At 44.1% G+C, this 19,437-nt stretch carries 38 protein-coding genes; 2 read left to right on the top strand and 36 right to left on the bottom strand.

Annotated elements, in window-relative coordinates; genetic code table 11:
- From ACETMN_RS09990 to ACETMN_RS09815, 36 genes are all read right to left on the bottom strand, one after another.
- Entirely contained in the window at nucleotides 1-1,095 is a 1,095-nt protein-coding gene (locus ACETMN_RS09990; RefSeq protein ID WP_411736088.1) for a phage portal protein, read from the bottom strand.
- A 68-nt stretch (nucleotides 1,096-1,163) separates the two neighbouring features.
- Nucleotides 1,164-2,840 carry a terminase TerL endonuclease subunit gene (locus ACETMN_RS09985; RefSeq protein ID WP_411736087.1) on the bottom strand — a complete coding sequence of 559 codons (1,677 nt, stop codon included), beginning with the start codon at nucleotides 2,838-2,840 and terminating at the stop codon, nucleotides 1,164-1,166.
- Entirely contained in the window at nucleotides 2,837-3,121 is a 285-nt protein-coding gene (locus tag ACETMN_RS09980; RefSeq protein ID WP_411736410.1) for a hypothetical protein, read from the bottom strand. Before ACETMN_RS09980 ends, ACETMN_RS09985 begins: the two co-directional genes overlap by 4 nt.
- Nucleotides 3,122-3,311: 190 nt before the next feature.
- Complete coding sequence (locus ACETMN_RS09975) at nucleotides 3,312-3,521, bottom strand: hypothetical protein (RefSeq protein ID WP_411736086.1); 210 nt, start codon at nucleotides 3,519-3,521, stop codon at nucleotides 3,312-3,314.
- A gap of 197 nt (nucleotides 3,522-3,718) precedes the next feature.
- Complete coding sequence (locus tag ACETMN_RS09970) at nucleotides 3,719-4,054, bottom strand: HNH endonuclease (protein WP_411736085.1); 336 nt, start codon at nucleotides 4,052-4,054, stop codon at nucleotides 3,719-3,721.
- Nucleotides 4,032-4,265 (bottom strand): hypothetical protein, encoded by a 234-nt coding sequence (locus ACETMN_RS09965; RefSeq protein WP_411736084.1) that lies wholly within the window; start codon nucleotides 4,263-4,265, stop codon nucleotides 4,032-4,034. The genes ACETMN_RS09970 and ACETMN_RS09965 overlap by 23 nt, the downstream gene beginning before the upstream one ends.
- 252 nt (nucleotides 4,266-4,517) lie before the next feature.
- Nucleotides 4,518-5,060, bottom strand: a complete 543-nt coding sequence (locus ACETMN_RS09960) for a site-specific integrase (protein WP_301880184.1) — start codon at nucleotides 5,058-5,060, stop codon at nucleotides 4,518-4,520.
- 68 nt (nucleotides 5,061-5,128) lie between these two features.
- Nucleotides 5,129-5,815, bottom strand: a complete 687-nt coding sequence (locus tag ACETMN_RS09955) for a hypothetical protein (protein WP_411736083.1) — start codon at nucleotides 5,813-5,815, stop codon at nucleotides 5,129-5,131.
- A gap of 2 nt (nucleotides 5,816-5,817) precedes the next feature.
- On the bottom strand, nucleotides 5,818-6,858 hold the full coding sequence (locus ACETMN_RS09950; RefSeq protein ID WP_411736082.1) for a hypothetical protein: 1,041 nt from the start codon (nucleotides 6,856-6,858) through the stop codon (nucleotides 5,818-5,820).
- A gap of 504 nt (nucleotides 6,859-7,362) precedes the next feature.
- Nucleotides 7,363-7,758, bottom strand: a complete 396-nt coding sequence (locus tag ACETMN_RS09945) for a hypothetical protein (protein WP_411736081.1) — start codon at nucleotides 7,756-7,758, stop codon at nucleotides 7,363-7,365.
- Between the two features lie 35 nt (nucleotides 7,759-7,793).
- Nucleotides 7,794-8,003, bottom strand: coding sequence for a hypothetical protein (locus tag ACETMN_RS09940; protein WP_411736080.1), 210 nt, complete (start codon nucleotides 8,001-8,003; stop codon nucleotides 7,794-7,796).
- Nucleotides 8,000-8,233, bottom strand: coding sequence for a hypothetical protein (locus ACETMN_RS09935; RefSeq protein WP_411736079.1), 234 nt, complete (start codon nucleotides 8,231-8,233; stop codon nucleotides 8,000-8,002). Before ACETMN_RS09935 ends, ACETMN_RS09940 begins: the two co-directional genes overlap by 4 nt.
- Nucleotides 8,230-8,469 (bottom strand): hypothetical protein, encoded by a 240-nt coding sequence (locus tag ACETMN_RS09930; protein ID WP_411736078.1) that lies wholly within the window; start codon nucleotides 8,467-8,469, stop codon nucleotides 8,230-8,232. Before ACETMN_RS09930 ends, ACETMN_RS09935 begins: the two co-directional genes overlap by 4 nt.
- Nucleotides 8,466-8,747: a hypothetical protein gene (locus tag ACETMN_RS09925; RefSeq protein WP_411736077.1), complete on the bottom strand. Its 282-nt coding sequence runs from the start codon at nucleotides 8,745-8,747 to the stop codon at nucleotides 8,466-8,468. The genes ACETMN_RS09930 and ACETMN_RS09925 overlap by 4 nt, the downstream gene beginning before the upstream one ends.
- Nucleotides 8,737-8,973 carry a hypothetical protein gene (locus tag ACETMN_RS09920; RefSeq protein ID WP_411736076.1) on the bottom strand — a complete coding sequence of 79 codons (237 nt, stop codon included), beginning with the start codon at nucleotides 8,971-8,973 and terminating at the stop codon, nucleotides 8,737-8,739. The genes ACETMN_RS09925 and ACETMN_RS09920 overlap by 11 nt, the downstream gene beginning before the upstream one ends.
- The gene (locus ACETMN_RS09915; protein ID WP_411736075.1) at nucleotides 8,970-9,395 is read right to left on the bottom strand and encodes a YopX family protein; all 426 of its coding nucleotides are present in this window, start codon (nucleotides 9,393-9,395) and stop codon (nucleotides 8,970-8,972) included. The genes ACETMN_RS09920 and ACETMN_RS09915 overlap by 4 nt, the downstream gene beginning before the upstream one ends.
- A 62-nt stretch (nucleotides 9,396-9,457) precedes the next feature.
- Nucleotides 9,458-9,901, bottom strand: a complete 444-nt coding sequence (locus tag ACETMN_RS09910; protein ID WP_218780901.1) for an HNH endonuclease — start codon at nucleotides 9,899-9,901, stop codon at nucleotides 9,458-9,460.
- Nucleotides 9,902-9,933: 32 nt separating this feature from the next.
- Complete coding sequence (locus ACETMN_RS09905) at nucleotides 9,934-10,203, bottom strand: hypothetical protein (protein WP_411736074.1); 270 nt, start codon at nucleotides 10,201-10,203, stop codon at nucleotides 9,934-9,936.
- Between the two features lie 26 nt (nucleotides 10,204-10,229).
- On the bottom strand, nucleotides 10,230-10,673 hold the full coding sequence (locus ACETMN_RS09900) for a BC1872 family protein (RefSeq protein ID WP_411736073.1): 444 nt from the start codon (nucleotides 10,671-10,673) through the stop codon (nucleotides 10,230-10,232).
- Nucleotides 10,674-10,706: 33 nt separating this feature from the next.
- Nucleotides 10,707-10,928 (bottom strand): hypothetical protein, encoded by a 222-nt coding sequence (locus ACETMN_RS09895; protein ID WP_411736072.1) that lies wholly within the window; start codon nucleotides 10,926-10,928, stop codon nucleotides 10,707-10,709.
- Nucleotides 10,929-10,978: 50 nt separating this feature from the next.
- On the bottom strand, nucleotides 10,979-11,161 hold the full coding sequence (locus tag ACETMN_RS09890) for a hypothetical protein (RefSeq protein WP_411736071.1): 183 nt from the start codon (nucleotides 11,159-11,161) through the stop codon (nucleotides 10,979-10,981).
- Entirely contained in the window at nucleotides 11,158-11,544 is a 387-nt protein-coding gene (locus ACETMN_RS09885; protein WP_411736070.1) for a hypothetical protein, read from the bottom strand. The genes ACETMN_RS09890 and ACETMN_RS09885 overlap by 4 nt, the downstream gene beginning before the upstream one ends.
- Nucleotides 11,541-12,164 (bottom strand): hypothetical protein, encoded by a 624-nt coding sequence (locus tag ACETMN_RS09880; protein WP_411736069.1) that lies wholly within the window; start codon nucleotides 12,162-12,164, stop codon nucleotides 11,541-11,543. Before ACETMN_RS09880 ends, ACETMN_RS09885 begins: the two co-directional genes overlap by 4 nt.
- 226 nt (nucleotides 12,165-12,390) lie before the next feature.
- Nucleotides 12,391-12,561, bottom strand: a complete 171-nt coding sequence (locus ACETMN_RS09875; protein WP_411736068.1) for a hypothetical protein — start codon at nucleotides 12,559-12,561, stop codon at nucleotides 12,391-12,393.
- Between the two features lie 37 nt (nucleotides 12,562-12,598).
- On the bottom strand, nucleotides 12,599-13,072 hold the full coding sequence (locus ACETMN_RS09870) for a hypothetical protein (RefSeq protein ID WP_411736067.1): 474 nt from the start codon (nucleotides 13,070-13,072) through the stop codon (nucleotides 12,599-12,601).
- A gap of 5 nt (nucleotides 13,073-13,077) precedes the next feature.
- Nucleotides 13,078-13,287, bottom strand: coding sequence for a zinc-finger domain-containing protein (locus ACETMN_RS09865; RefSeq protein ID WP_411736409.1), 210 nt, complete (start codon nucleotides 13,285-13,287; stop codon nucleotides 13,078-13,080).
- Nucleotides 13,288-13,472: 185 nt separating this feature from the next.
- Nucleotides 13,473-13,871 carry a hypothetical protein gene (locus ACETMN_RS09860; RefSeq protein WP_411736066.1) on the bottom strand — a complete coding sequence of 133 codons (399 nt, stop codon included), beginning with the start codon at nucleotides 13,869-13,871 and terminating at the stop codon, nucleotides 13,473-13,475.
- Nucleotides 13,868-14,395 (bottom strand): Holliday junction resolvase RecU, encoded by a 528-nt coding sequence (locus ACETMN_RS09855; RefSeq protein WP_411736065.1) that lies wholly within the window; start codon nucleotides 14,393-14,395, stop codon nucleotides 13,868-13,870. The genes ACETMN_RS09860 and ACETMN_RS09855 overlap by 4 nt, the downstream gene beginning before the upstream one ends.
- The gene (locus ACETMN_RS09850) at nucleotides 14,392-15,285 is read right to left on the bottom strand and encodes a DnaD domain-containing protein (protein ID WP_411736064.1); all 894 of its coding nucleotides are present in this window, start codon (nucleotides 15,283-15,285) and stop codon (nucleotides 14,392-14,394) included. The genes ACETMN_RS09855 and ACETMN_RS09850 overlap by 4 nt, the downstream gene beginning before the upstream one ends.
- Entirely contained in the window at nucleotides 15,278-15,652 is a 375-nt protein-coding gene (locus tag ACETMN_RS09845) for a hypothetical protein (protein ID WP_411736063.1), read from the bottom strand. Before ACETMN_RS09845 ends, ACETMN_RS09850 begins: the two co-directional genes overlap by 8 nt.
- Nucleotides 15,653-15,666: 14 nt before the next feature.
- Nucleotides 15,667-16,089: a hypothetical protein gene (locus tag ACETMN_RS09840; protein WP_411736062.1), complete on the bottom strand. Its 423-nt coding sequence runs from the start codon at nucleotides 16,087-16,089 to the stop codon at nucleotides 15,667-15,669.
- Nucleotides 16,086-16,244 (bottom strand): hypothetical protein, encoded by a 159-nt coding sequence (locus ACETMN_RS09835; RefSeq protein ID WP_411736061.1) that lies wholly within the window; start codon nucleotides 16,242-16,244, stop codon nucleotides 16,086-16,088. The genes ACETMN_RS09840 and ACETMN_RS09835 overlap by 4 nt, the downstream gene beginning before the upstream one ends.
- Nucleotides 16,241-16,492 carry a hypothetical protein gene (locus ACETMN_RS09830; protein WP_411736060.1) on the bottom strand — a complete coding sequence of 84 codons (252 nt, stop codon included), beginning with the start codon at nucleotides 16,490-16,492 and terminating at the stop codon, nucleotides 16,241-16,243. Before ACETMN_RS09830 ends, ACETMN_RS09835 begins: the two co-directional genes overlap by 4 nt.
- Before the next feature lie 15 nt (nucleotides 16,493-16,507).
- Nucleotides 16,508-17,227 carry an ORF6C domain-containing protein gene (locus ACETMN_RS09825; RefSeq protein WP_411736059.1) on the bottom strand — a complete coding sequence of 240 codons (720 nt, stop codon included), beginning with the start codon at nucleotides 17,225-17,227 and terminating at the stop codon, nucleotides 16,508-16,510.
- Nucleotides 17,211-17,390, bottom strand: coding sequence for a helix-turn-helix domain-containing protein (locus ACETMN_RS09820; RefSeq protein WP_405132413.1), 180 nt, complete (start codon nucleotides 17,388-17,390; stop codon nucleotides 17,211-17,213). The genes ACETMN_RS09825 and ACETMN_RS09820 overlap by 17 nt, the downstream gene beginning before the upstream one ends.
- Before the next feature lie 45 nt (nucleotides 17,391-17,435).
- Nucleotides 17,436-17,669, bottom strand: coding sequence for a helix-turn-helix transcriptional regulator (locus tag ACETMN_RS09815; protein WP_405131860.1), 234 nt, complete (start codon nucleotides 17,667-17,669; stop codon nucleotides 17,436-17,438).
- A gap of 155 nt (nucleotides 17,670-17,824) precedes the next feature.
- Here ACETMN_RS09815 and ACETMN_RS09810 point away from each other — a divergent pair, with 155 nt between their 5' ends.
- Both ACETMN_RS09810 and ACETMN_RS09805 read left to right on the top strand, forming a co-directional pair.
- Nucleotides 17,825-18,178, top strand: coding sequence for a helix-turn-helix transcriptional regulator (locus ACETMN_RS09810; protein WP_167433577.1), 354 nt, complete (start codon nucleotides 17,825-17,827; stop codon nucleotides 18,176-18,178).
- A gap of 18 nt (nucleotides 18,179-18,196) precedes the next feature.
- Nucleotides 18,197-19,384: a tyrosine-type recombinase/integrase gene (locus ACETMN_RS09805; protein WP_405131859.1), complete on the top strand. Its 1,188-nt coding sequence runs from the start codon at nucleotides 18,197-18,199 to the stop codon at nucleotides 19,382-19,384.
- Nucleotides 19,385-19,437 lie beyond the last annotated feature (53 nt).

Below are 19,437 nucleotides of genomic sequence, written 5' to 3'. Positions count from 1 at the left end.
TTACTCACCCCCTTCCCCATTTTTAGCAGCAGAAGCTGATTGATAGTTTTTCGTTAACACATACTCATCAAGCGCCGGGTTGTCCACCGGCTCACTGCCCACCATTTTCCTGATATCATTCCCGTTGAAGGTGCCGCTGGCTCGAAGTTTATCAATTGCATCAGCAAGTTCAAGTGGATTCATATCAGCTATACCATGTACTTCGATTCTCTTTCCCGCCAGATACTCTTCTTTGGACATCAATTTGGCATTTACTTCATCGTGAAACTTTTTAGTGAGTGGGCTTATGCAGAAACTGATATAGGCTTTAACCGCTGTGTCATATTCAGCCATATCTCCATGGACCAATGAGTTTGGAATCCCAAGAATGTTCGCTACATCATTTATTAGATCCCTTTTAATCTTTGCTAACTCTTCTACCGATTTTCCGTTATTTGATCCATCATTGACTTCCGTGTATTCAAACCCTTTCAATTTCGGCACAAGCGCCACAACGTTTGTCTTAAAGGATGTGAACAGCTTGTCAATAAATTCTTGAAGTCGACCCCTTGTTTTCTCGTCAAGTGATTGGGTAGCATCTACACCAACGGTACCCCTTATCTGGTTGCTCATTTTTTGAGTTTCCAGCATTCTGCCGAACAGATCAGCATAATCCTCGAAGATACCATCCATGAACTTGGTTAGCTTCTCATTGTTATATGTCAGGTAAAGAACTTCATCCATCCGAAATTTCCGTTTGAACGTAAAATCTTTCACAGTGACATCTTCGAATATGTCAGGATAAACCGCATATTCTTCTCTCGAAAAGGTGTCAGCAATCAAAAGATCGTTATTGTCCGAGAGGATAACCAGCACTTCATTTTCCTCGATCAGTGTGTGCGTAAACTGTTGCCAAAACTCTGCCGCGGATTGATCTGTATTTGGACGCACATTGAGTAAATAATCCCAATCGTCATGAATTCGTTTATCGTCCTTCATAATCCTGAATTCACTTAGACTCATGGTCCTACCTACGAAGTTAATGCACGTTTCCAAAGCAATCCTTTTTAGATACGAACGATTGGAAGAGTCGTACAAAACATCAAAATCAAACAATGATTCCAGCTCGCTGTTGCGTTTAAATACACTGTCCAAAAATCCCATTCCTTCTCACACCCCCTCTCCTAGAAGTTCAAGGACTCAAGCGCATCCAATGCATCATCTATGCTTTCTTCGCTCAGTTCCTCGAAACGATAAAGGCCGCAAATAAGCGCTTGGAACCCGTCTGTTTTCCTTCTGATCGGTTCTTTCTTCCCGTAAACCTTGTTTCCGTCTTTTTTGATCGTCACAAGCACGTTGTTGGTGTACCAGCGCATCAACGGGTTGTCACCCCATACAAACATACCTTTGGCGAAATACATCTCTACACGCGGCGCTAAGAGGCCGTGAATTGCTTCCGGCCTACGAATAACCTCAACCTCGAAGCCCACAGCTTCAAGCAAAGGCTTCAGCATTTCCATGCGGTAGTTATCACCAATGACTTTCTTGATGCTGTATTTCATCCTCATTGTGACGAACCAATTCACGATATGTTCCAGGTTGATCATTTCCTCGTTCAAAACAGTGAGTAATCCTTTGGACTCCCATTCTTTGATCGGAGCAAACTTCTCTTTGGAGTCCACTCGTTTCATGGAATAACCATAATACTTATCAACGAACTCTTTTCGCGTAAAGGAATGTGTGATAAACGGCACCTTACCTTCATGTTTGAAAACTAAACCGACAGAAGCAAAATCTCGTATTTGTGCAAAGTCGATGCACCCGATGGCTTCCTTGCCTTCCAGCTCCGGCAACGGTTGATCTGTCGCAGCGATCTCTTCCCATTTCGCTACGGATCGTTCCAGGTCGGTAACAGGTAGATTCATACGTTTGGTCATGAATTCTTCCCGGTTCGAAGGATCGTCCGCCAGGTCTTCATACTCTTCATAGATCGTGTCATAAAGACCCTGAGAGTACTCATTCCTTGGTTCGCTTAGCATTGGATTTGCAAGCTCCCATAACTCCGGCCTATCAACTTCTTTTTCATCGTTCAGTTTGCAAAGGAATGGGAAGACTGAGTTTACCCTGGCCTCACCACTCAGAACCTTCTTGGCTTTGTCTTTGAACTTGTCCAAGAATCCGTCCCGGACATATCCGTCTGTTCCAATGTAGAACTCTCGTGGGTTTTTCTTCTTACCCAAACCAGATATGTGAACCCGGACATCTGAGTTATCCTCGAAATAGTGGATCTCATCGAACACAACCGCGCCATCACGAAGACCGTCCTTCGTATTACCGTTGGACGTTCTGAATTTGAAAATACTATCGGTTTTTTTTGAAAGTACCTGCATTGCTGTCGGCTTGAAGTGATTCGATAATATTTTTTCCCGCTTGATGGTCTTAGCAGCTTCCTCGACAGAAGTCTTTGCTTGCTCTTCCGAGTTTGCTATAACGGATATGTTGTATTCCCTGATGCCGTGAAGATCGCTGATCAGAAAATGACATATAACAGTGATTAATCCGTTCTTGCCGCCGCCCCTGCCCATCATCCAAAGGAACTTCCGATAGAACACTCTGTCAGTATCCCTAAAAAATAAAAAAACGAAAGCAACCAAGAACTTTTGGAATGGCTGCAAAGGGAAATACCACTTCGCCGCAAACCGGATACAGTTCTCAATCATGTCGTCGTTGAAATACAGATCGTCACGGGAAAGCACATCACGTTCCAGGTATTCAATTAGCTGTTCTCGTTCCTTGTTAAACTTAACTTCCCCCGTATGGTAAAGCTGGATATAAGCATCAACGTGTTTCTGCCGGATCATATCAGATCACTTTTCGTTCCGCCCCTGGTTGATGGACCTGATTGCTCAGGCTTCGGTACGTTCAAGTTCAGTGAATCCAGGATCTTTATCATACGGTCGTTTGTTTTGTGTAAGTCGGTAATGGACGGGTTTGATTTCGGACCGTGCATACCGGAGATTTGAATTCCGTTTCTTTCAATATCCGAAATCAGTTCATTTTTCAAATCCCACAACGACAGATAATCTTTGACCAAATCTTTGTGGTAGGAAGGAGGTGGCCCGTTCGCTTTTAACTGTTTCATAAGATCACGCTCAATTTGCTTTCTTAACTTATCTCCGTCTGCTGCAGTCAACAAAATCACCCCCTTTTATTAATTTCCACCTATTCCCAATATGCCAACGTGATATATTTACTCTAAAAAACCCGACAGAACACCCCACCACCGGTGCCCGGGCCCCGGGGAATCGCCAAACCTTTTGACCCGGGGGGTGTTATCCGAATATTTTTTCTTTCAATTTTCTAATCAAAGGAACTTTGTCTTTACCTTGCTTGATCATATGTTCAATCGTGTACTCATGTTTGCCAACCTCGTGTGTCTTGGTTCCATATAAATACTCGATTACGACCATCCCATTGATTGCTACACCATTGTGTCTCACAATTGGGATGCTGTTTAGATCCTTCACTTCTATGACCAACAACGGAACAGAACTCTTACACGCATCACAAAGCAGTTCCAGGCCATCGGTCCTTACTCCAATAACATCCAAGGCTTTGTTGCACTGTGAGCAAGGAGCCTTACTGCAGCAGTTGTCACAAACAATTCTAGCTGACGGTTTGTCATTCGGTCCGCGTTTCTCATTTATCCTGACGCCGCACTTAATGCAATGTTCATTGATCACCAGCGCTCATCTCCTTCCCACTTGTTCACGTTCCGTTCGAACACGCGGTCATGCTCCCTGTTGTGGCAGTCAACACAAACAGTTTCCAGGTTGTCTATATCAAGTGCCAGGTCTGGATGATCCTCAAGTTCCTTGATGTGATGGACAACTAACTGAATCTTCTTGCGGCGAGCTGACTCGCTGTACTCGTTCGTGTCTATGCTGACTAACCCATTGCGCTTGCACATTTGGCACTCATAGTTGTCACGCTGCTTGACCTCAGCCCTCAGTCGCTTCCAGTCTCCGCTGTCATAAAACTTACGCTTCTGTTCAATCGTTTTGTACAGGTTCATGTTGTTCCTCGCCTCGTAGTTCCTTGGCTATTTCAAGCAAGGCATTGATGAGCTTCGACTTAGCTGCAGCTTCATCTTCAAGATGTTCCTTATCTCGTAGTTCCTTGCCTCTTTCAAGTAAGGCGTTAAGGCGCTCTGCCTTAGCTATAGCCTCGTCCAGTTCATGAGTGTCTACGTTGATTTCAACCTTGATGCTATCGACTTTAGCCATCGTTGTTCCTCCATTTCTGTATTTGTATAAATATTCAGTCTATTTAACGCACAAATAACCCTTTTAAAATAAGGGTTTATCACGTCTGTTTCGTTATAATACCTGTCGTTTCACCATGATTTCTGCATAAATATTGAGTTATTCATATCTTATTATTTTGTATAACTGTTCGCGTTGTGGTTTTACCAATAAAATCAAGGGTTTATAACACTTATTAATTTTGAGTTATACAAGTGCAATATTATGAATAACTCATAAGCCGAATCGATTCATGGCTGCATCCATCATGTCCTGATCCATACCGATGTATCTGAATGCGTTGGCATCGGATGAATGGTTAAGCAGCTTACGAATGAGTGTGATGTCCTTTGTCTTTTGATACATCATGTACCCGAATGTCTTCCTCATGGAATGGCAGGCGATATCCTTCATTCCGAAATGCTCAGCCGCCTCACGCAATATCTTATAGGCCATATCTCGCTTGATCGGCTTGTTCTTCCCTTGTCTGGATTTGAACAAGAAGTCGTCGTCATTCATATCTGCTGTATATCGTTTAAGCTCACGTTTGAGGACTGGGTTGATCTGCAGCATTTTCTTTTTTCCGGTCTTCATTTCAATCAAGGTGATGTGTTCGCCTATGACATCCCGCTTTCGGAGCGGAAGCATATCTTGTATTCGATATCCGGTATTTATTCCAACAACGAACATCATACGGTTCCTCTTGCTTTTAGCGCCCAAGTATTCCTTTATCTCCTCGATCTTGGCTGGATCTCGGATAGGTTGCACTTCGTTCACCAGCCAACACCTCCTTCAAAAATAAAAGAGCCGTCCGGTTATACCGACCGACTCATCAATGTTTTATATTAGTTGCTCCATATATCCACCTTCACCTTGGAACATTTCAGATATTTCGCTTCAGCAAGGCTTGTCGTTAGCTTAGCGATGCATTGCAGATTTCCATGTTGGAATAACCCACCACTCAAGTCAGCTGCCACACCGCCATACTGATCGTCCGCACCAAGCCATACAGAAGGTCTTTCGAATCCTGCCGAGAACTGCGATCCAGTACACAACAGTACAGTTAGGTTCTTGCGGTTCTGCGCTTCATCTCCGGCCACTCCGTTTGTAGTGAAGAAGACCATGTTTTGCTGATAGTCAGTATACGTCCCGTCCGCTTTGTAGGCACGGACAACACCATATTTCTGATTAACATTTTGAAAGAACGTGATACCTGCCTTACTATCTATTGCCTTAATCCCGACCTGAACAGATATTCCAATGTTCCCATTGAATTGTAGCCCTTCAAAAGTTATTGCGATCGCTGTCACTTTCGTGCTATCTATCAGATTCTTCAGCTTAATTTCTGCCGATGCCCCTACCGTTGCTGCTGTAGTCACCGTAAGTGTTCCTCTGTCTGGCAACGGTTCAAACGATGGTGTACCCACAAACTCAAGCCATTCTGGTGCTGTACCAAATAAGAAATCAGCGATCAGTTCCTTGTGAACCTTACCAAACGGGACGATATTCCCTGCCGCATCACGTATAACCATGCCTACACCTCCACCGAGTAGGCTACGCCCACATTATTATCTGTGTTGTAATACACGTAAATGACTCCATCCATGACAGACACCATCATCGATTGCATGTTTGTCGTTTCCCATGAAAGCTTAGGGAAGTAAATATCCTGCGGCCGCTCTTTGAGATTCCGGTAATCATTCGTTATTTTAGCAATAGCCGGTCTCGCAACGGTGGTCACGCCTCCTGAAGCATAAGCCGACATCATCCCGACCCACCATAAGTTTCCTTTGTACATAAACACGCCTGCATTGGAACGGGAGAAATTTTCTCCAGCTGACAGTGTAGCGTCATTGCCGCCCATCATTGGTCTTGGATCAGCTAACCAGCTACGTCCATCATGAGAATGCCAAATGCATTTACGACCAAAGTCGCCGCCGCCCATGATCGAGAACCCTATCCATTTTCCACCATCTCTGTAGCAAGAGAAGTATCCGGTATGCCCGTCTCCCGGGAACCCTGGCGGCTTGTCCAGAATCAAACCAACTCTTGTCCAGTTGATCATATCTTTCGATGTTGCCAGGGCTGTGGATTGATTGATGCCCAATCCGCTTTGTTGGTAATACATGAAGAACAGCTTTTCTTTCTCATTCCAAATCACATAAGGCGTTTCAGTTGAATTCCCTACAACCGTATCCAAAAACACCTGACCATGTTTCGTCCACGGCCCTGTAGGACTGTTAGAATACGCCAGGCCTATACCACCGACATTGTTATGGTTAGTGGAGTAGGTCGCGTAATAGTCGCCTTTCGGATTCGGTATGAGACCCTTCACCTTGATTGCACGGAACCAGTATATTGATTGAATCCCAGCCATCGCCGCCGTGTACATTGGGTTACCCAACTTCTTTGCGAACTGAGGAATGTAATGATTCCTTGATTCAGCATCGCAATAGTCATAAGGCCTTAGTCCGCGGTTCGCCTTCTCTGCTCCGTCCAGAGCCGAACTAAGGTCTTCGCTTGCTGCGCGGTCAATAATTCGAAGATTCCTATGCGTTCTCCTGCCTCTTGCCATTATCCACACGCTCCCAAACTCTATAAAATTAAAAAACACCCAATCATGTGTTGAAGACTGGATGTAACGTTTGGATGCTTTTATAGTTTTATAGACTCTAAAAAAGAATGAGCCACCCGGAAACCCTCCGAATGGCCCAAAAAAAGAATATCAAGAAAATTTTATCCGGCCTTGCGGGGATTCGAACCTGCCTGCCCCGCATTCGCTTTCGCACCACATTATCGCCCCTCATAACCTCGCGTTACGCACTAAGCTTAACCCTTATTAGTTATGACAAGCTTATCCGTATTTGTATAACCGCCCGGATGGAGCAGTTTGGGGTGATCTTACCCACCTTCCCCGCATCACACCGCCCTTCGCCAGTTATGATGCTTGACTGGGTCACCTAGCATGATCGAGTCCGGGTGGAATAACGGTACACCCTGGCACACCGGAAGGAAGCAATTCCCTTCTTATGTGCCTAGTGTATAACTGATCGACCGTCACTTTGGCGTCACTCCGCCGTCATATCACCGTCAATCTACCGTCACTTTTTCCTACGATGCCGCAAAGCTTCAGATGTTCAGCAATCGTGTCCACTCCACGGCCTATTCTGCGGTCAATCGTCTTTTCACTTCTCCGGTGCTTATCCCAGAAACGATCTATTGTGCTGGAGTATTTGAGTCCCTTCATATAACGGTGTTCGAAAATCAGTTTCACTTCATCATCTATGATCAAACCAAAAGCAACGTCGATTTCATCAACCAGGAGACCCCACTCATTCAGGCGCTCCTGCTGCTTTGGTGTTAATTCAGGTCTGCTTCTCAATTCAGTTACGATCCGACTCAACTTGGGATAACGTTTCAGCAACAACTTAACCTCGTTCCGTTCATCCTTCGTTATGCTCTCGTAAAATTCCATTTGGTACACCGCAGCCCCCATATATGGCCCCTTTCCTATGAATCGAAATCAAATGCAGCTTGTCCTACTGGTATCAATGGCTTCTTAGCTTCGCGGATCAATCCTGCATCCAGCCAACGTTTTGGTGCTTTCTTTCTATAATTATCCCAAACAGGTGTTCCTGCCGCAATACTTTGGAACTTATTTTCCTCAACTGCTTTTTCTGTCCATTCCCAATGGAACGTTGCTTCTAGCTGTTCGGTCATTTGCTTTCACCACCTGCATGCAATCGACGTTTCTCATCCATCTGGAATTTAACGCATCTTGCCTTGTAATGATCTGCTTCACGCTGCGCCAGGTCCCGTTCAAAGGTGAGCTGCCAGTTGATTTCCGTAATTTCTTTCATTGCCTGAGCTTGTTCCTGCAATGCCACCACCAAATCCTCCGGAGCTACGCCTTCCCACTCATTTATCAAACCAGCTACTCGGTTGTTCATTCCACCACCAACTTCCCTATATCCCGCAGATCTGCTTTACTTTTGGCCCTTGTGAACGAGTTGAGATAGACAATCTTTTTCATGGCTTGTTTGGTCTCAAACATCACCTTTTTTCTTTCACCTGGTGACAGGTCATGGCTGGAGACTTGGTAAAGTCTGCTTTGTGCCTTCAACCCATCTAATAGTGATGCCTGGATAGCTACTGCATCGTCATAAGTTAACCCGAACTGTCTCACGCTTCTCCCTCCTTATATTTTCTTATGTCATTTTTAATTAGCTCGACTGTAATCAATCCACTTTTCAGTAGGCTGTGACGGTTAGAATACGATTGAAAGGACCTGAGGTTTTGAGTTTCTTTACCCTCAAGTTCTTCCAAAAGAGTGATTTCCTCTTCCGTTAATCCTTTTTCGATCAGGTGCGATGTTATCTCAGCGTTTACCGATTCTACATATCTCCGGGACCTTTCGATCTCTTCTTGAGTCGGTTTAAATGATCTCCTGAAATCAGTTAACATCTGTATCCGCTCCTTCCCCACCCACTTTTGTGAACGTGAAATTGTTCCAGAACCATTCCCTCGACTTATCGATCAGGTATACGTTACCTCCTGCTTCAGATGCGATTGTTAGCGTGTGACCATCGTCGTATGCTGCATATTCGGCGTCTTTCTCCCATTGCAACCACGGATTGTCATCATAGTGGAAATCGTCCTGTGCTACTGCTGCGTATTTTTGTCCTCTCATTGTTCCGCTCCTTCCTTGGGAGCCAACAGCTCAGGATTGTCGTGTATGTTCCCTTTTCTTCTTTGGAAATACTTGATGTCAAACCCTGTCCAACTACCATTTCCTGCGTTGATCAGATATGCGCTCAATGGAACTCCTTTATACTTTGCTTGGTGGCTGTCGTAGCAGATTATTTGAAGCTCTTGATTCTGCAAATGTGGATTAGGAGAAAGGACGTCTCCTTCATACCATTCAGCGTTGTTGCTCCCTTCGTTTATGCCGATATACTGACCTACTGTTTCTGGATCAACTGGAACCCATTCCGACTCTTGCTCAGTGCCACAATCGATCCATGACCCGCTTTCCCACTCTGACAGATGTCCATACACCATCTTTCCATGATGCTTGCCGTGGTCGATGGCTTTACCTCTGAATTTACGCATCTTGTATATCCTCCTATTTGGGGAGACCGACCAACACCTGATACGGCCTCCACTTCGTTAAGTTAAATGATATGCTTCCATGTTTTCCGTTCTCTTATATTCTTGACCGTGTGAAAATTAACGTCTAATCTAGCTGAAATACCTTTTGTGGTCATACCTTCAGAAACTAAACGTCTAATTTCACGAACTGTCTTTTCGTTGTGCTTTTTTCTCCCGTTATGTTCGCCTGCTGAACTCCTGCCCCGTATTACTCGGTCTTGCACATTATCTGCTTGGGTACCTAACTCCAAATGTTCAGGGTTTACACAGTTCCTAACATCACATTTATGTCTAACGACCAAGCCTTCTGGTATTTCTCCAAAGCACTCTTCATATACCAGTCTATGAGCTCGTCTGTGTTTACGATTTCGGTATACATACACATAGCCGTCACCATTCGCTTTGTTTGAAGTTATAATGAGGCATCCATTTTCGTTTGGTTTAACTTCGAAAGCAATTTTCCTCACGTCTATCCCTCCTATGTTATAAGTCCAACCATCTAGCAGAGTTCACTTGTAATAGCTAAAATGTCCGCTTCTTGCTTATTAAAATCTTCAAGCGTTTCAGTTACATTTCTTACAGGTCCGCCATCGTCAGATTCAGTTCTCGCATGAACCACAAGTGCATAATCGCGTTCTACTTCTTTTATTTCATCGTCCGTTTCTTCATCGTAATCTGCTACGATCTCGTTATACTTTTCAATGGCTTGCTCTTCTGTCTTTGCTTTAATCAGTGCCCAGTAAGGACCGTTGAATTCGAAATATCTCATGGTATCAATCTCCTTTGAATTAGGTTTTATAAGTCCAGTACAGCCAATAACGCGGCTTTGCAGATTGCTTCCGGTGCAGTGTCACCGTATGCTACGTGTTGATTTTTACCGATTATCACTCTGTATTTAAGATCAGAATGAGAGAATCCACTTTCGTTACGAGTCACTTGGCTAACTTTGAGCTTCTCAACCACTTCCCATGCTGCGGTCATGTCCGATGACCATTCTCTGTTTACAAATATATAAAGAGGTATTCTTCCTCTTGGCGGCATCATAGCGTAAGCGTGAGCCTCACTCATGTTCGGAGGTATCAATACCTCGCCGTACTCCACCGGACCGTCATAGTCGTTATCAGGCCCTAATATACGCCGCCAGTTGAATACGTGTTCAGCGACCATCACGTTCAGATCCGTTCCAGGCTCGGCGTTTATCACTTGCTCCCGGGTCAACGCTAGCTGATTGTTTGTCATATCCTTTACATTCATGTGTTATATCCTCCTTAGTTAAATGGCATTAAAGAATCGGTTTTGCTCGACCCATTTCATACCTTCTGGCGTGCTGATAAATTCATTAACTTTCTTGGTGTGATCAATCCGTTTTACGTACCCCATCTTTTGAAGAGCGTCCACATTGACAAATCCGAAGAAGCGATTTTTCTCATCGTGGATCTCATAGATTCTTTTTGGTCCGATTGTTGCCCAGCATGCTATTTTTAAGTTTTGCATTATATATCCTCCTTAGTAGGGAGAGGCCCTAAGGCCCCTATCCTTGTTTTTTACCAGCTTCCTAATTCGTCATCCGTGAACCCGATTGTATAATCCCATTTATTTTGATTCTGCTTCCGTTCAAGTTCCGCGTAATATTTGTATACCTTCTCGATCTCTTCAAGGGTGACACCTTTTGCTTTTAGCAAACGAATTGCAGCCTTTACCTTTGGATCTTCTAAGTTCCTGTTCATTGGTTCCCCTCTCCTTCCTGACCCACCGGCTTAAATTCACCAATGTCGTCACCGTACGATCCCTTGTATACTTCACGATCATGATTCCAGCAGTTGCGACACATCCGTTTATCGCGAACAAAGTCATAGATGTGTGGGAGACTCAATTCAGAGGCTATCTCGCCGCACCACGCGCATTCTCCGCCGTTTTTGTACTCTGCCTTGATCTTGGCAACCTGTTCATCCGAAAGTTCAACAATGCCGATTACATCCGCTTCTCCCATTACGTCCAAATCCACTTTTTCTGGCAGTCCCGTGTAACCGTCAGCCTTGAATTCCAAGACATCATTCACGTTCATATCAATGACCAATCTGTTATCTATCAGAACAAGGTTAAACTTCATGACTGTTCTTCCTCCTTCAACTTGACTGTATTTATATACCGTTCAAAACTCTGATCAATGATTTCCTGAGCCTTTTTCACGGCCTGCTTGTACCTTTGCGATTTAGAGATTCTCATTCCACAAGCTACATCAGATACCCACCATTCCCGACCCCACGCGCCTTCTACTAGGCGTATAAAGAATTTATATCCTCGTCTGGTGAACACGACTTCACCCGTAACTTCGACTTTCCCTTTTTGCATGTCTGTTATAAAAAACGTCTCAGGATTGCGTAATTTCCTCACAGGAGGATCAGGCTTCGCTTTCCGCTGTTTCCTTACCTGGACACGCTTAAGGGCTTTATACCCATCACCGATCTGTTTAATATCTACCGACCATTGTTGCTCCACCTTGCAAATCACATCAGTATAGTGTCGTTTCATTTCGTCAGACAGATTGTAGTCGCTCCAGTTGTCAAACTGGTCGTACCACCACGGTCTGAATACTGTGACATACTGGTTATCAATGAAATCAGAGATGATCCGGCGTGTCTTGGACAGATAGAAGAATGGAACCTCCCGGCCTGCTGCCTGCGCTTCAGAAACACGTTTGAAATACTTTTTGACCATTCGTTTTGACATTGTATATCCCTCCTTGGTTAGAGGCCGGAGCCTCACACTTCCTCTAATTCCTCGCCACAATATGGGCAATGGTAAATTACACTTTCTTCGTTCGCGCCTGTGCAAAACAACCACTCATATTCCGCTGGGCTATATCGGATGAAATTTAACGTGTTAGGTCTGCCTGAGCACTCGTGCGTTCTCTCGTCTGGCATGTGTGTTATCTCTCCTTTGGTGGGCCTAAACCCTACTTTTTGAATCCTTTGATCCATTTGTCATCCTTGTATATCTCTACTGCCATGTTTGCCGGCAGGGTCAGTAGATCCAACGCCTTTTTCATGCAACTAAGCATGCCGTATTCGTGGTTCACGCTTTCCGTTACTTTGCCGGCGCGGTTGTATATGTCGATCCGGTACACGTTTATCCACTCCTTTGTGTGGTATTCCCTTCCTCTGTTATCCCTTAATTGCATATTTGATTTTTCCTGATTCCAACTGACGTTTCATATGCTCCCTGCGGCTTAATGGTGGACGAGATACCGCCTGTTTCGGACTTTCACCCTCGGATAACCTCCGCATGAATGTGCTGTATGATACGTTGTTAGATGCCGCAATCTCTTTTAAATCCACCCATTTCAGCTCATCACGTTTAAGATTCGTTTTGTTCCTCATCGGCTCAGTAGCGGCTTTTTTCATGTCCCAACCCAATGTCGCTACCCTGCGGTAGTAATCCGCCTTACTGATCCCGTTTGATTCAGCTATTTCCGGCCAATCTCCGTGTTTCTGCCGTTCCTTGATCGGCTTGCTGATTGCGTCTTTCATGGACCATCCAAGTTTTCTAACTCTATCCTCTAAAACTCGATTTCGAATTCCATTAGCTGCCGCATCCGCATATTGCTTGGGTGTGATAACGCGATGTTCGTAACTCATATCCGTCACCCCTTGATTGATTTTCTAGGACCAACTGTAAGGTACTGGCTCAGGTTTTGGATTTGTTGCCCTACCGGACATTCGCTTATGCAAATTTTCTCTAGCCGAGATGAGTTGGTGCCGTTACGCTTATTCATCTGGATTCTAACGTCACACGAGTCGCAGTGCTTGAAGGTTTGAATATCAATTTGTTCTAACGCCTCAACCCTGCTCATAGGCCCTTCAACTTTCTCCACCCGACCTTCCAAGTAGGACAAGTCAACCCTCTTAGTTTTAGGTTCCGTTGGTAGAGTAGCGGCTTTTATCGGTGACATACCAGAGTACACCCTATGCTGAAATACTTTATATCCAACGTTATTGGCTTCTGCTATATCCCTGTATTGCTTCCAGCCTGTTCCGTTCATGTAGTAACACCACTCTTCCGCCGTGTTCTTGATGCTTTCTTGCGGTCTACTTTTTCCGTAGCCGCTCTTTCGTGACCCCATCCGCTTTTTACCCTGGCGTAATATGTCGCCTTTGGAATGTCGTTCTGTCCGGCGATCTCCGGCCATTTTCCGTGTTTCTCATGTTTCCGTACCGGATCTGTTACCGCCTCTTCGATAGGCCAGTTATATCGTCTCACCCGTTCGATCAGGTGCCCTTTGCTGATATCGTTCTTGGCTGCTGCCTTGATATCGTCTTGAGTGATTTCACGAGTCATTGATAACTGACGTGCTTCGAATCCGCAAAATGGGCACCGATACAAGTCCGTCCGGATCTCCAACATGTCCGATGTACACTTATAACATGTGATAATCATGACCCTGACGCCTTCCAGTGACGTTCTACTGCCCGAAGGTAATCTACGGGTACCCGCTTGCTTGGAACCTCGTAGGCGTGAACGTCGAAGTCCGAGATGTGAATACTTGACCCTTGTTTACGTTTGTAAGCGTCCCAGAAGAACCTCAGGACCGTGTATGGCAGTAAATATGTCTTATGTTGCTTCCGAAACTCTACCAGCAGGAACGATACTCCGTTCATCTTGTGAGCTTTCAACAAGTACTCGACTTGATGGTCCTTAAGATTCTTGAGCTGGAACCGATCCAGACTTGTTATCGACTTTGCCTCGAAAGCAATTCCTCGTCCCGTTTTCAAGATCCCGTCATAGTCAACGGTGGAAGGTTCTTCGTAATACCCTTCAACCACTGTAGATCCAGCCACTCTGACCACCTTGACCGGAGTAGGCCGCTTGTTTACCACGGCCAGTCCTAATTTGTCGTATCTATCGTTTGAAAAAGTTATGATTGCTTCAAATCCCATCCCACGATTGCCTTGAAGTGTCATTGTGGAACCTCCTGTTTTTTACTTGCTTGCTGTTCAGCTGCAAAACGCATCATTTCTTCAAACTCTTCTTCCGATAGTCCCGGCTCGTCCGGATTAGGACTTGCTGAGACCACATCAATTTTGGGTTTTCCGTTTCGTCCTCTGCCTGCCGCAGGCGAATTCTCCTGTTTCCAAGGTTCATCAATCCCATTAGCTTTCCAATTCTTTAAGATGCCTCCGACATATCTAACTGTACGTTTACCAGAGAGAACAGCGGCTTTCATAGCTTCTGCGACCCACCGATTTCCGTAATCTCTTTCCAAACATGTTATTTGGTCTGATATCAATGAACTGAGTGTTCCAAATCCCTCGGATTCAAATAATCTAAAAAGATTAACATCATCAAGACCACGACCAGCATCTAAGATCTTTTCTGTTCTGTTCTCTTCGTTTCTCTTCTCTTCTGTTCTCTTCAGTTCAGTTCTGTTCTCTTCAGTTCTATTCAGTTCTAGGGGAATATTTCGGAACTGCTCAGAAACTCCGGGAACTTCCGGGAATCTCTCGGAATAATCATCAGGTGGATCAGGGAATTTAGAGCGTGTTCTCTTGTGTAAACCGGACTGGTGGGCCTCGAAATTCTCGATCTGCACCACTTTTTGCCCTTCGCTCTCGTACCATTTAATCAATCCTGCCGCCTGTAAATGCTCCAGTGACTCGTTGACATCGGCTTTGGTCTTGTCCAACATCGGAACAACCAACGCAAGTACCTTTGCTGGAGTCCCGGCAAGACGACCGAAGTCGTCTGTATGTGGGATCATCCAAGTGAAAAGCAACATGTCAAAGATATCTGGCAATTCGTTCACTTTTTCGCTTATGGAAATTACTTTTGAAATCATTCGCTTCTCAGCCATCGAAAACACTTCCGTCCGTTTCCTTGTAGTTCCGGGAATTTCCCGGAAGTTCCAAAGCGTGATTGATTATCGCAGCGAGTAAACGCCGCATCCGTATGCCTTCTATTGTTCCATCAAACATCACGTGACACTCTTTGCAAAGGTGGGCCAGATCGTAAACCTGAGTCCGATGATCTATATGGGTACGCCCCGTAAGATGAGCGCGGTCAATCGCCCGCTTATCTCCGCAGGATTCGCATATGCCCCGTGAACGTTCTTTCACTTGCTTGTCCACCGCGTCGATAATGTCACCCTTCTGCTTCTGGGTCAGTTTGACTCGCTTACTCTTTAACTGTTGCGATTTAGGGTATGGCCTGAAATCTGTCATGTGCTCCGCCTCCCTTACCCCAACTTGATTTGCCGCTGAGTAGTTGGTATAATTACGTTAATTGAATTAAAGAAGTGGTTTGAATGGCGGTTGCGTTCTCTAGACGTAGCCGCTTTTTTATGTCCACAAAGCTCGTCATAATGTTCCTTGCATCCTTCACAACAAAACATTATCTTCTTACGTTTAACCGCTTGGATGTTATACCTCGAAATCGGAACTTCGCAATTCATGCAGTGCCCTACTGTCATGCCTTGAGTCAAATACTCTCGATCATCCACCGGATTATCCACTGCTTTCAACAATTTCTGAAGTCTGAGCGACTTGAGTCGGAAGTCGGCTTGTTTATGGACATCAACTGCGTCCGCCAGTTGTTTATATGTCTGAAGAAGCTGTGCACGTAGCGCCCGGCGCTGACGATCCTTTGTATTCTGGTTCATGCTTGTCCCTCCCGGAGTTGTAATTTATAGTTCAAAAACTCAATATCTTCATCAAACCAATCGCCTGTACCGGGTTGAGCCTTTGCCTTCAACCTTTCCAGTTCAACGATCCGCTTGCGAATCTCCATCCGTTCATACAATCTCTCGAGTGTCATAAGCGCCCCGCCTTATCTGCCAATTCTGTGTACACATCATCAAGCACTTGAAGGTATTGAAATTTGTTTTCGTTTGGCCAATCCATTCGCATAATCGCATGAGCTTGCGTTCCGTAAAATTCGAGATAATCTTCGTCAGCATGGATAAAGCTTTCTACCAACCTCTCACGAAAATGCTGGAGCTGTTGGAGTGGAACCGCTCCAGGGAAAATCCACGACAATGCGTTTTGCTCAATCACTTCTTCCATTCTGTTCACCCTTTCTTAAAATGACATTTGGCGATTAGCCTCTTCGATTTCGCGTTGTAGCTGACCGGGGAGCTTCCAAGATTCAATATGTTCTAACGCTCTGTCAAAACTCTTAATTAGAGTGTTGTGATAGGAGTTAATGTTGAAGTAACCTTTGTAATCCCTCCACAGCGCCTTGTATACCCTGCTGCGTAATCCCTTGTTTCGGTATGCCTCTGAGTTTCTTCCCCCGAGCAATTCAGTTACGACTTTATGAGACGTTGATTGAAGGGAGAGAAGTTGACCATGTTCAATTGTTGTGTTGTTTTCGATACGATGAAGGCGTTGGTCGAATTCCTGCGTTCGTATATCCAACATAATAATTGATTGAAGCTCCTGACTTATTGCCGGATATTTGTTGGCATTATAACTGCCTGTCCGCCGTATCTCTGGCAGTATTTCATCAGCCACTTTCATTTGAAAATCTTCCGCTGCAGCGTTCTTTGCTTTCATAGCTAATCTATAGAAAATATTTTCAGGTATGAACGATTCCTTCGACACTTCTGTCGAAAACCTCAAGTCGTTCAGGTATTGGCGAACGCGATCCCACTTTACGTATTCAACTCCTTTTGACGTGTCCGTAAAACCAAGCCCTCTTGCGGCATCTTCGAGATTAAGCTGCGCAATTCCCTTTTCATCAATGAACCCTCGAACACCACTTACTGTCATCAAGTCTTTTCTATCTTGTTGATACATCGAAATCCACCTCTCTATTCATTTCTTCGAACTGCGCTACCCACTCGCGTTTTATCAGTCGTTTTCCTCCGAATTTAAAACTTTTTAGTTCTCCAGAGGAAAGACGACGCATTATTGTTGCTCTGCTTGCTTTAAAGTGAGACATGCAATCTTTGATCGTCATTAGTTCGGATGACAATGTACTCACCCCTTTCAATTACGAGTAATGTTAGACCTGAAGAACTTCACCTAACATAAAGTTAGGATTTCCCTCAAAAAAAATGATCTCACTAATTTGACATTCGAGAGCCTCAGCAAGTTTAACAGCTTCCTCGAACGTGGTTTTCTCAGGATAGTCTTCGATTCGTTTATAAGTGCTGTTATGAATGCCTAATTTCGCCGCCATTGCTGACTTTGTATACTTTCTGTAGGCTCTCCATTCCCTGAGTGTTCGCCTCACCATGGTTGGTCACCCCCTCCGGTGAATTCAATATACCAAACTTAAAGTTAGACTTCAAGCATAATTTTGTTTTTTTTAAGTATAAGTTAGATTTATTGTGGAAATATTAGAATTTTAATGATAGGATGAATACATAATTTCAAAAGAGGAGAATCGACGTGAAGAAAATATCTTTTGCAGAGAATCTTAAGAGGTACCGCGAAAAAAGAGGGCTCACCAAAGAGGAATTAGGTGAACGAATCGGAGTTTCAGGTGTGACGATTGGATATTGGGAATCAGGCAGAAATGAACCTAGAATGGGGAAAGTCGACCTGATAGCTAGGGTGTTGGATATAACAATCGACGATTTATTGTTTGATCTTCCTATGTTTGGTGCCGAATTAGAAATACATAATAAAGAAATTACAGAAGATCAAAAAAGAGCAATCGAACTAATTTTATCCCTGCCTCCAGAGGAAGTAAAAATGTTCAATATATTGATGGAACGTTCATTGGACAAAGAAGACAACTGATTTTTTGAGGTGATCAACATGGCAAAAAAGAAAAAGGTTAATATCCGAGAAACAAAATCAGGCAAATTCACCTATCGTTATGACATGAAGGACCCCATCACTGGGAAAAGGATACAGAAAGAAACGCCTGCATTTGATTCGTATGATGATGCATTTAATGAATCAATCCGAATTGACGCTGAACTAATGTACGGCATGCTTATAGATAAATCAAAAATAACATTCAGATACTGGGCTGCGGAATGGATTGAAGAGTATTCAAAAAGCGGTGTCGGGAAAAGTACTGTTGCTACTCGTAAAAGCATGATCAATTTAGCGGATGACATGTTTGGATCAATGTATATCCAAGAGTTCACCGCATTTTATCTCCAAGACGTTTTTGACAATCTAAAAGAAGATGGGTATGCGAGGAGTTCTCTGGTTAGCTTGTATGTTACTTTAAAGATGATCTTCGAGAGAGCTATGAAGCATGATCTTGTAAGGAAAAATGTTGTCCTCCATGTGAAAGTGCCTAAATATAAAAAAACTGTCGAAGAAGTTGAGTTGGACAATGATATTCCTCGTTATTTAGAAAAAGATGAGTTGATTCATTTTTTAAAAACCTCTCTAACCGCTTCAAGCAAACAAGCATTTCGTATTTTTTTTGTTTTGGCCTATACCGGCGTCCGGATTGGGGAGCTATGCGCCTTGAAATTGAGCGATTTTTCAGAATTCGGCAAAACACTTTCAATAACAAAAACTTTGTACATCCCTAACTCCCTAAAAAATTATGAGATAGGACCACCTAAAACACCGTCGTCCGTAAGGAAAATAACGATTAGCCAAAGCGTTGTAAATATTCTTAAAGAGCAATTGGAATATAAGCAATCATTATTGCGCCAGCACGGGAAATGGTTTGATGACCACAACTTCATTTTTTTTAACGAACACCAATATCTTGGATACCCAATGCCGATGAGTACGATCAGAGGGATTATGTCTGATATTTTGGAGAAAGCTGATTTGCCCGAAAGCATAACGCCCCATCTATTGAGACATACATTCACATCCTTAATGGCCGAAGCAAAAGTGGATCTGCCGACCATTCAAGATATGTTGGGGCACGAAGATGACAGAGTGACAGAAAGAGTCTACCTACACGTGACGCAAGCTAGAAAACTTGATGCTGCGGACAAATTAGACGCTCTAATTGGGGACATATTTTAGGGTTTGTGGGTGGATCGTGGGTGTTGTGGTATAGAAAGCCTTGATACATAAGG

The sequence above is a fragment of the Paenibacillus sp. M2 genome, assembly GCF_046713495.1.
Taxonomy (GTDB): domain Bacteria; phylum Bacillota; class Bacilli; order Paenibacillales; family Paenibacillaceae; genus Paenibacillus; species Paenibacillus amylolyticus_B.
This window is presented reverse-complemented; position numbering and strand designations above follow the sequence as displayed.

Bases quoted from the DNA above. Each gene is read 5' to 3' on its own strand.
- ACETMN_RS09955 (WP_411736083.1), bottom strand. From the start codon at position 5,815: ATGGTTATACGTGATGCGGCAGGGAATATCGTCCCGTTTGGTAAGGTT.
- ACETMN_RS09840 (WP_411736062.1), bottom strand. From the start codon at position 16,089: ATGAACCAGAATACAAAGGATCGTCAGCGCCGGGCGCTACGTGCACAG.
- ACETMN_RS09850 (WP_411736064.1), bottom strand. From the start codon at position 15,285: ATGGCTGAGAAGCGAATGATTTCAAAAGTAATTTCCATAAGCGAAAAA.
- ACETMN_RS09890 (WP_411736071.1), bottom strand. From the start codon at position 11,161: ATGAACAGGAACTTAGAAGATCCAAAGGTAAAGGCTGCAATTCGTTTG.
- ACETMN_RS09965 (WP_411736084.1), bottom strand. From the start codon at position 4,265: ATGGCTAAAGTCGATAGCATCAAGGTTGAAATCAACGTAGACACTCAT.
- ACETMN_RS09985 (WP_411736087.1), bottom strand. From the start codon at position 2,840: ATGATCCGGCAGAAACACGTTGATGCTTATATCCAGCTTTACCATACG.
- ACETMN_RS09815 (WP_405131860.1), bottom strand. From the start codon at position 17,669: ATGGTGAGGCGAACACTCAGGGAATGGAGAGCCTACAGAAAGTATACA.
- ACETMN_RS09825 (WP_411736059.1), bottom strand. From the start codon at position 17,227: ATGTATCAACAAGATAGAAAAGACTTGATGACAGTAAGTGGTGTTCGA.
- ACETMN_RS09845 (WP_411736063.1), bottom strand. From the start codon at position 15,652: ATGACAGATTTCAGGCCATACCCTAAATCGCAACAGTTAAAGAGTAAG.
- ACETMN_RS09940 (WP_411736080.1), bottom strand. From the start codon at position 8,003: ATGACCGAACAGCTAGAAGCAACGTTCCATTGGGAATGGACAGAAAAA.
- ACETMN_RS09950 (WP_411736082.1), bottom strand. From the start codon at position 6,858: ATGGCAAGAGGCAGGAGAACGCATAGGAATCTTCGAATTATTGACCGC.
- ACETMN_RS09820 (WP_405132413.1), bottom strand. From the start codon at position 17,390: ATGACGATCAAAGATTGCATGTCTCACTTTAAAGCAAGCAGAGCAACA.
- ACETMN_RS09895 (WP_411736072.1), bottom strand. From the start codon at position 10,928: ATGCAAAACTTAAAAATAGCATGCTGGGCAACAATCGGACCAAAAAGA.
- ACETMN_RS09805 (WP_405131859.1), top strand. From the start codon at position 18,197: ATGGCAAAAAAGAAAAAGGTTAATATCCGAGAAACAAAATCAGGCAAA.
- ACETMN_RS09835 (WP_411736061.1), bottom strand. From the start codon at position 16,244: ATGACACTCGAGAGATTGTATGAACGGATGGAGATTCGCAAGCGGATC.
- ACETMN_RS09870 (WP_411736067.1), bottom strand. From the start codon at position 13,072: ATGAGTTACGAACATCGCGTTATCACACCCAAGCAATATGCGGATGCG.
- ACETMN_RS09900 (WP_411736073.1), bottom strand. From the start codon at position 10,673: ATGACAAACAATCAGCTAGCGTTGACCCGGGAGCAAGTGATAAACGCC.
- ACETMN_RS09865 (WP_411736409.1), bottom strand. From the start codon at position 13,287: ATGAGCAGGGTTGAGGCGTTAGAACAAATTGATATTCAAACCTTCAAG.
- ACETMN_RS09915 (WP_411736075.1), bottom strand. From the start codon at position 9,395: ATGCGTAAATTCAGAGGTAAAGCCATCGACCACGGCAAGCATCATGGA.
- ACETMN_RS09925 (WP_411736077.1), bottom strand. From the start codon at position 8,747: ATGTTAACTGATTTCAGGAGATCATTTAAACCGACTCAAGAAGAGATC.
- ACETMN_RS09855 (WP_411736065.1), bottom strand. From the start codon at position 14,395: ATGACACTTCAAGGCAATCGTGGGATGGGATTTGAAGCAATCATAACT.
- ACETMN_RS09885 (WP_411736070.1), bottom strand. From the start codon at position 11,544: ATGAAGTTTAACCTTGTTCTGATAGATAACAGATTGGTCATTGATATG.
- ACETMN_RS09860 (WP_411736066.1), bottom strand. From the start codon at position 13,871: ATGATTATCACATGTTATAAGTGTACATCGGACATGTTGGAGATCCGG.
- ACETMN_RS09970 (WP_411736085.1), bottom strand. From the start codon at position 4,054: ATGAACCTGTACAAAACGATTGAACAGAAGCGTAAGTTTTATGACAGC.
- ACETMN_RS09920 (WP_411736076.1), bottom strand. From the start codon at position 8,973: ATGAGAGGACAAAAATACGCAGCAGTAGCACAGGACGATTTCCACTAT.
- ACETMN_RS09830 (WP_411736060.1), bottom strand. From the start codon at position 16,492: ATGGAAGAAGTGATTGAGCAAAACGCATTGTCGTGGATTTTCCCTGGA.
- ACETMN_RS09935 (WP_411736079.1), bottom strand. From the start codon at position 8,233: ATGAACAACCGAGTAGCTGGTTTGATAAATGAGTGGGAAGGCGTAGCT.
- ACETMN_RS09945 (WP_411736081.1), bottom strand. From the start codon at position 7,758: ATGGAATTTTACGAGAGCATAACGAAGGATGAACGGAACGAGGTTAAG.
- ACETMN_RS09980 (WP_411736410.1), bottom strand. From the start codon at position 3,121: ATGAAACAGTTAAAAGCGAACGGGCCACCTCCTTCCTACCACAAAGAT.
- ACETMN_RS09880 (WP_411736069.1), bottom strand. From the start codon at position 12,164: ATGTCAAAACGAATGGTCAAAAAGTATTTCAAACGTGTTTCTGAAGCG.
- ACETMN_RS09905 (WP_411736074.1), bottom strand. From the start codon at position 10,203: ATGAGATATTTCGAATTCAACGGTCCTTACTGGGCACTGATTAAAGCA.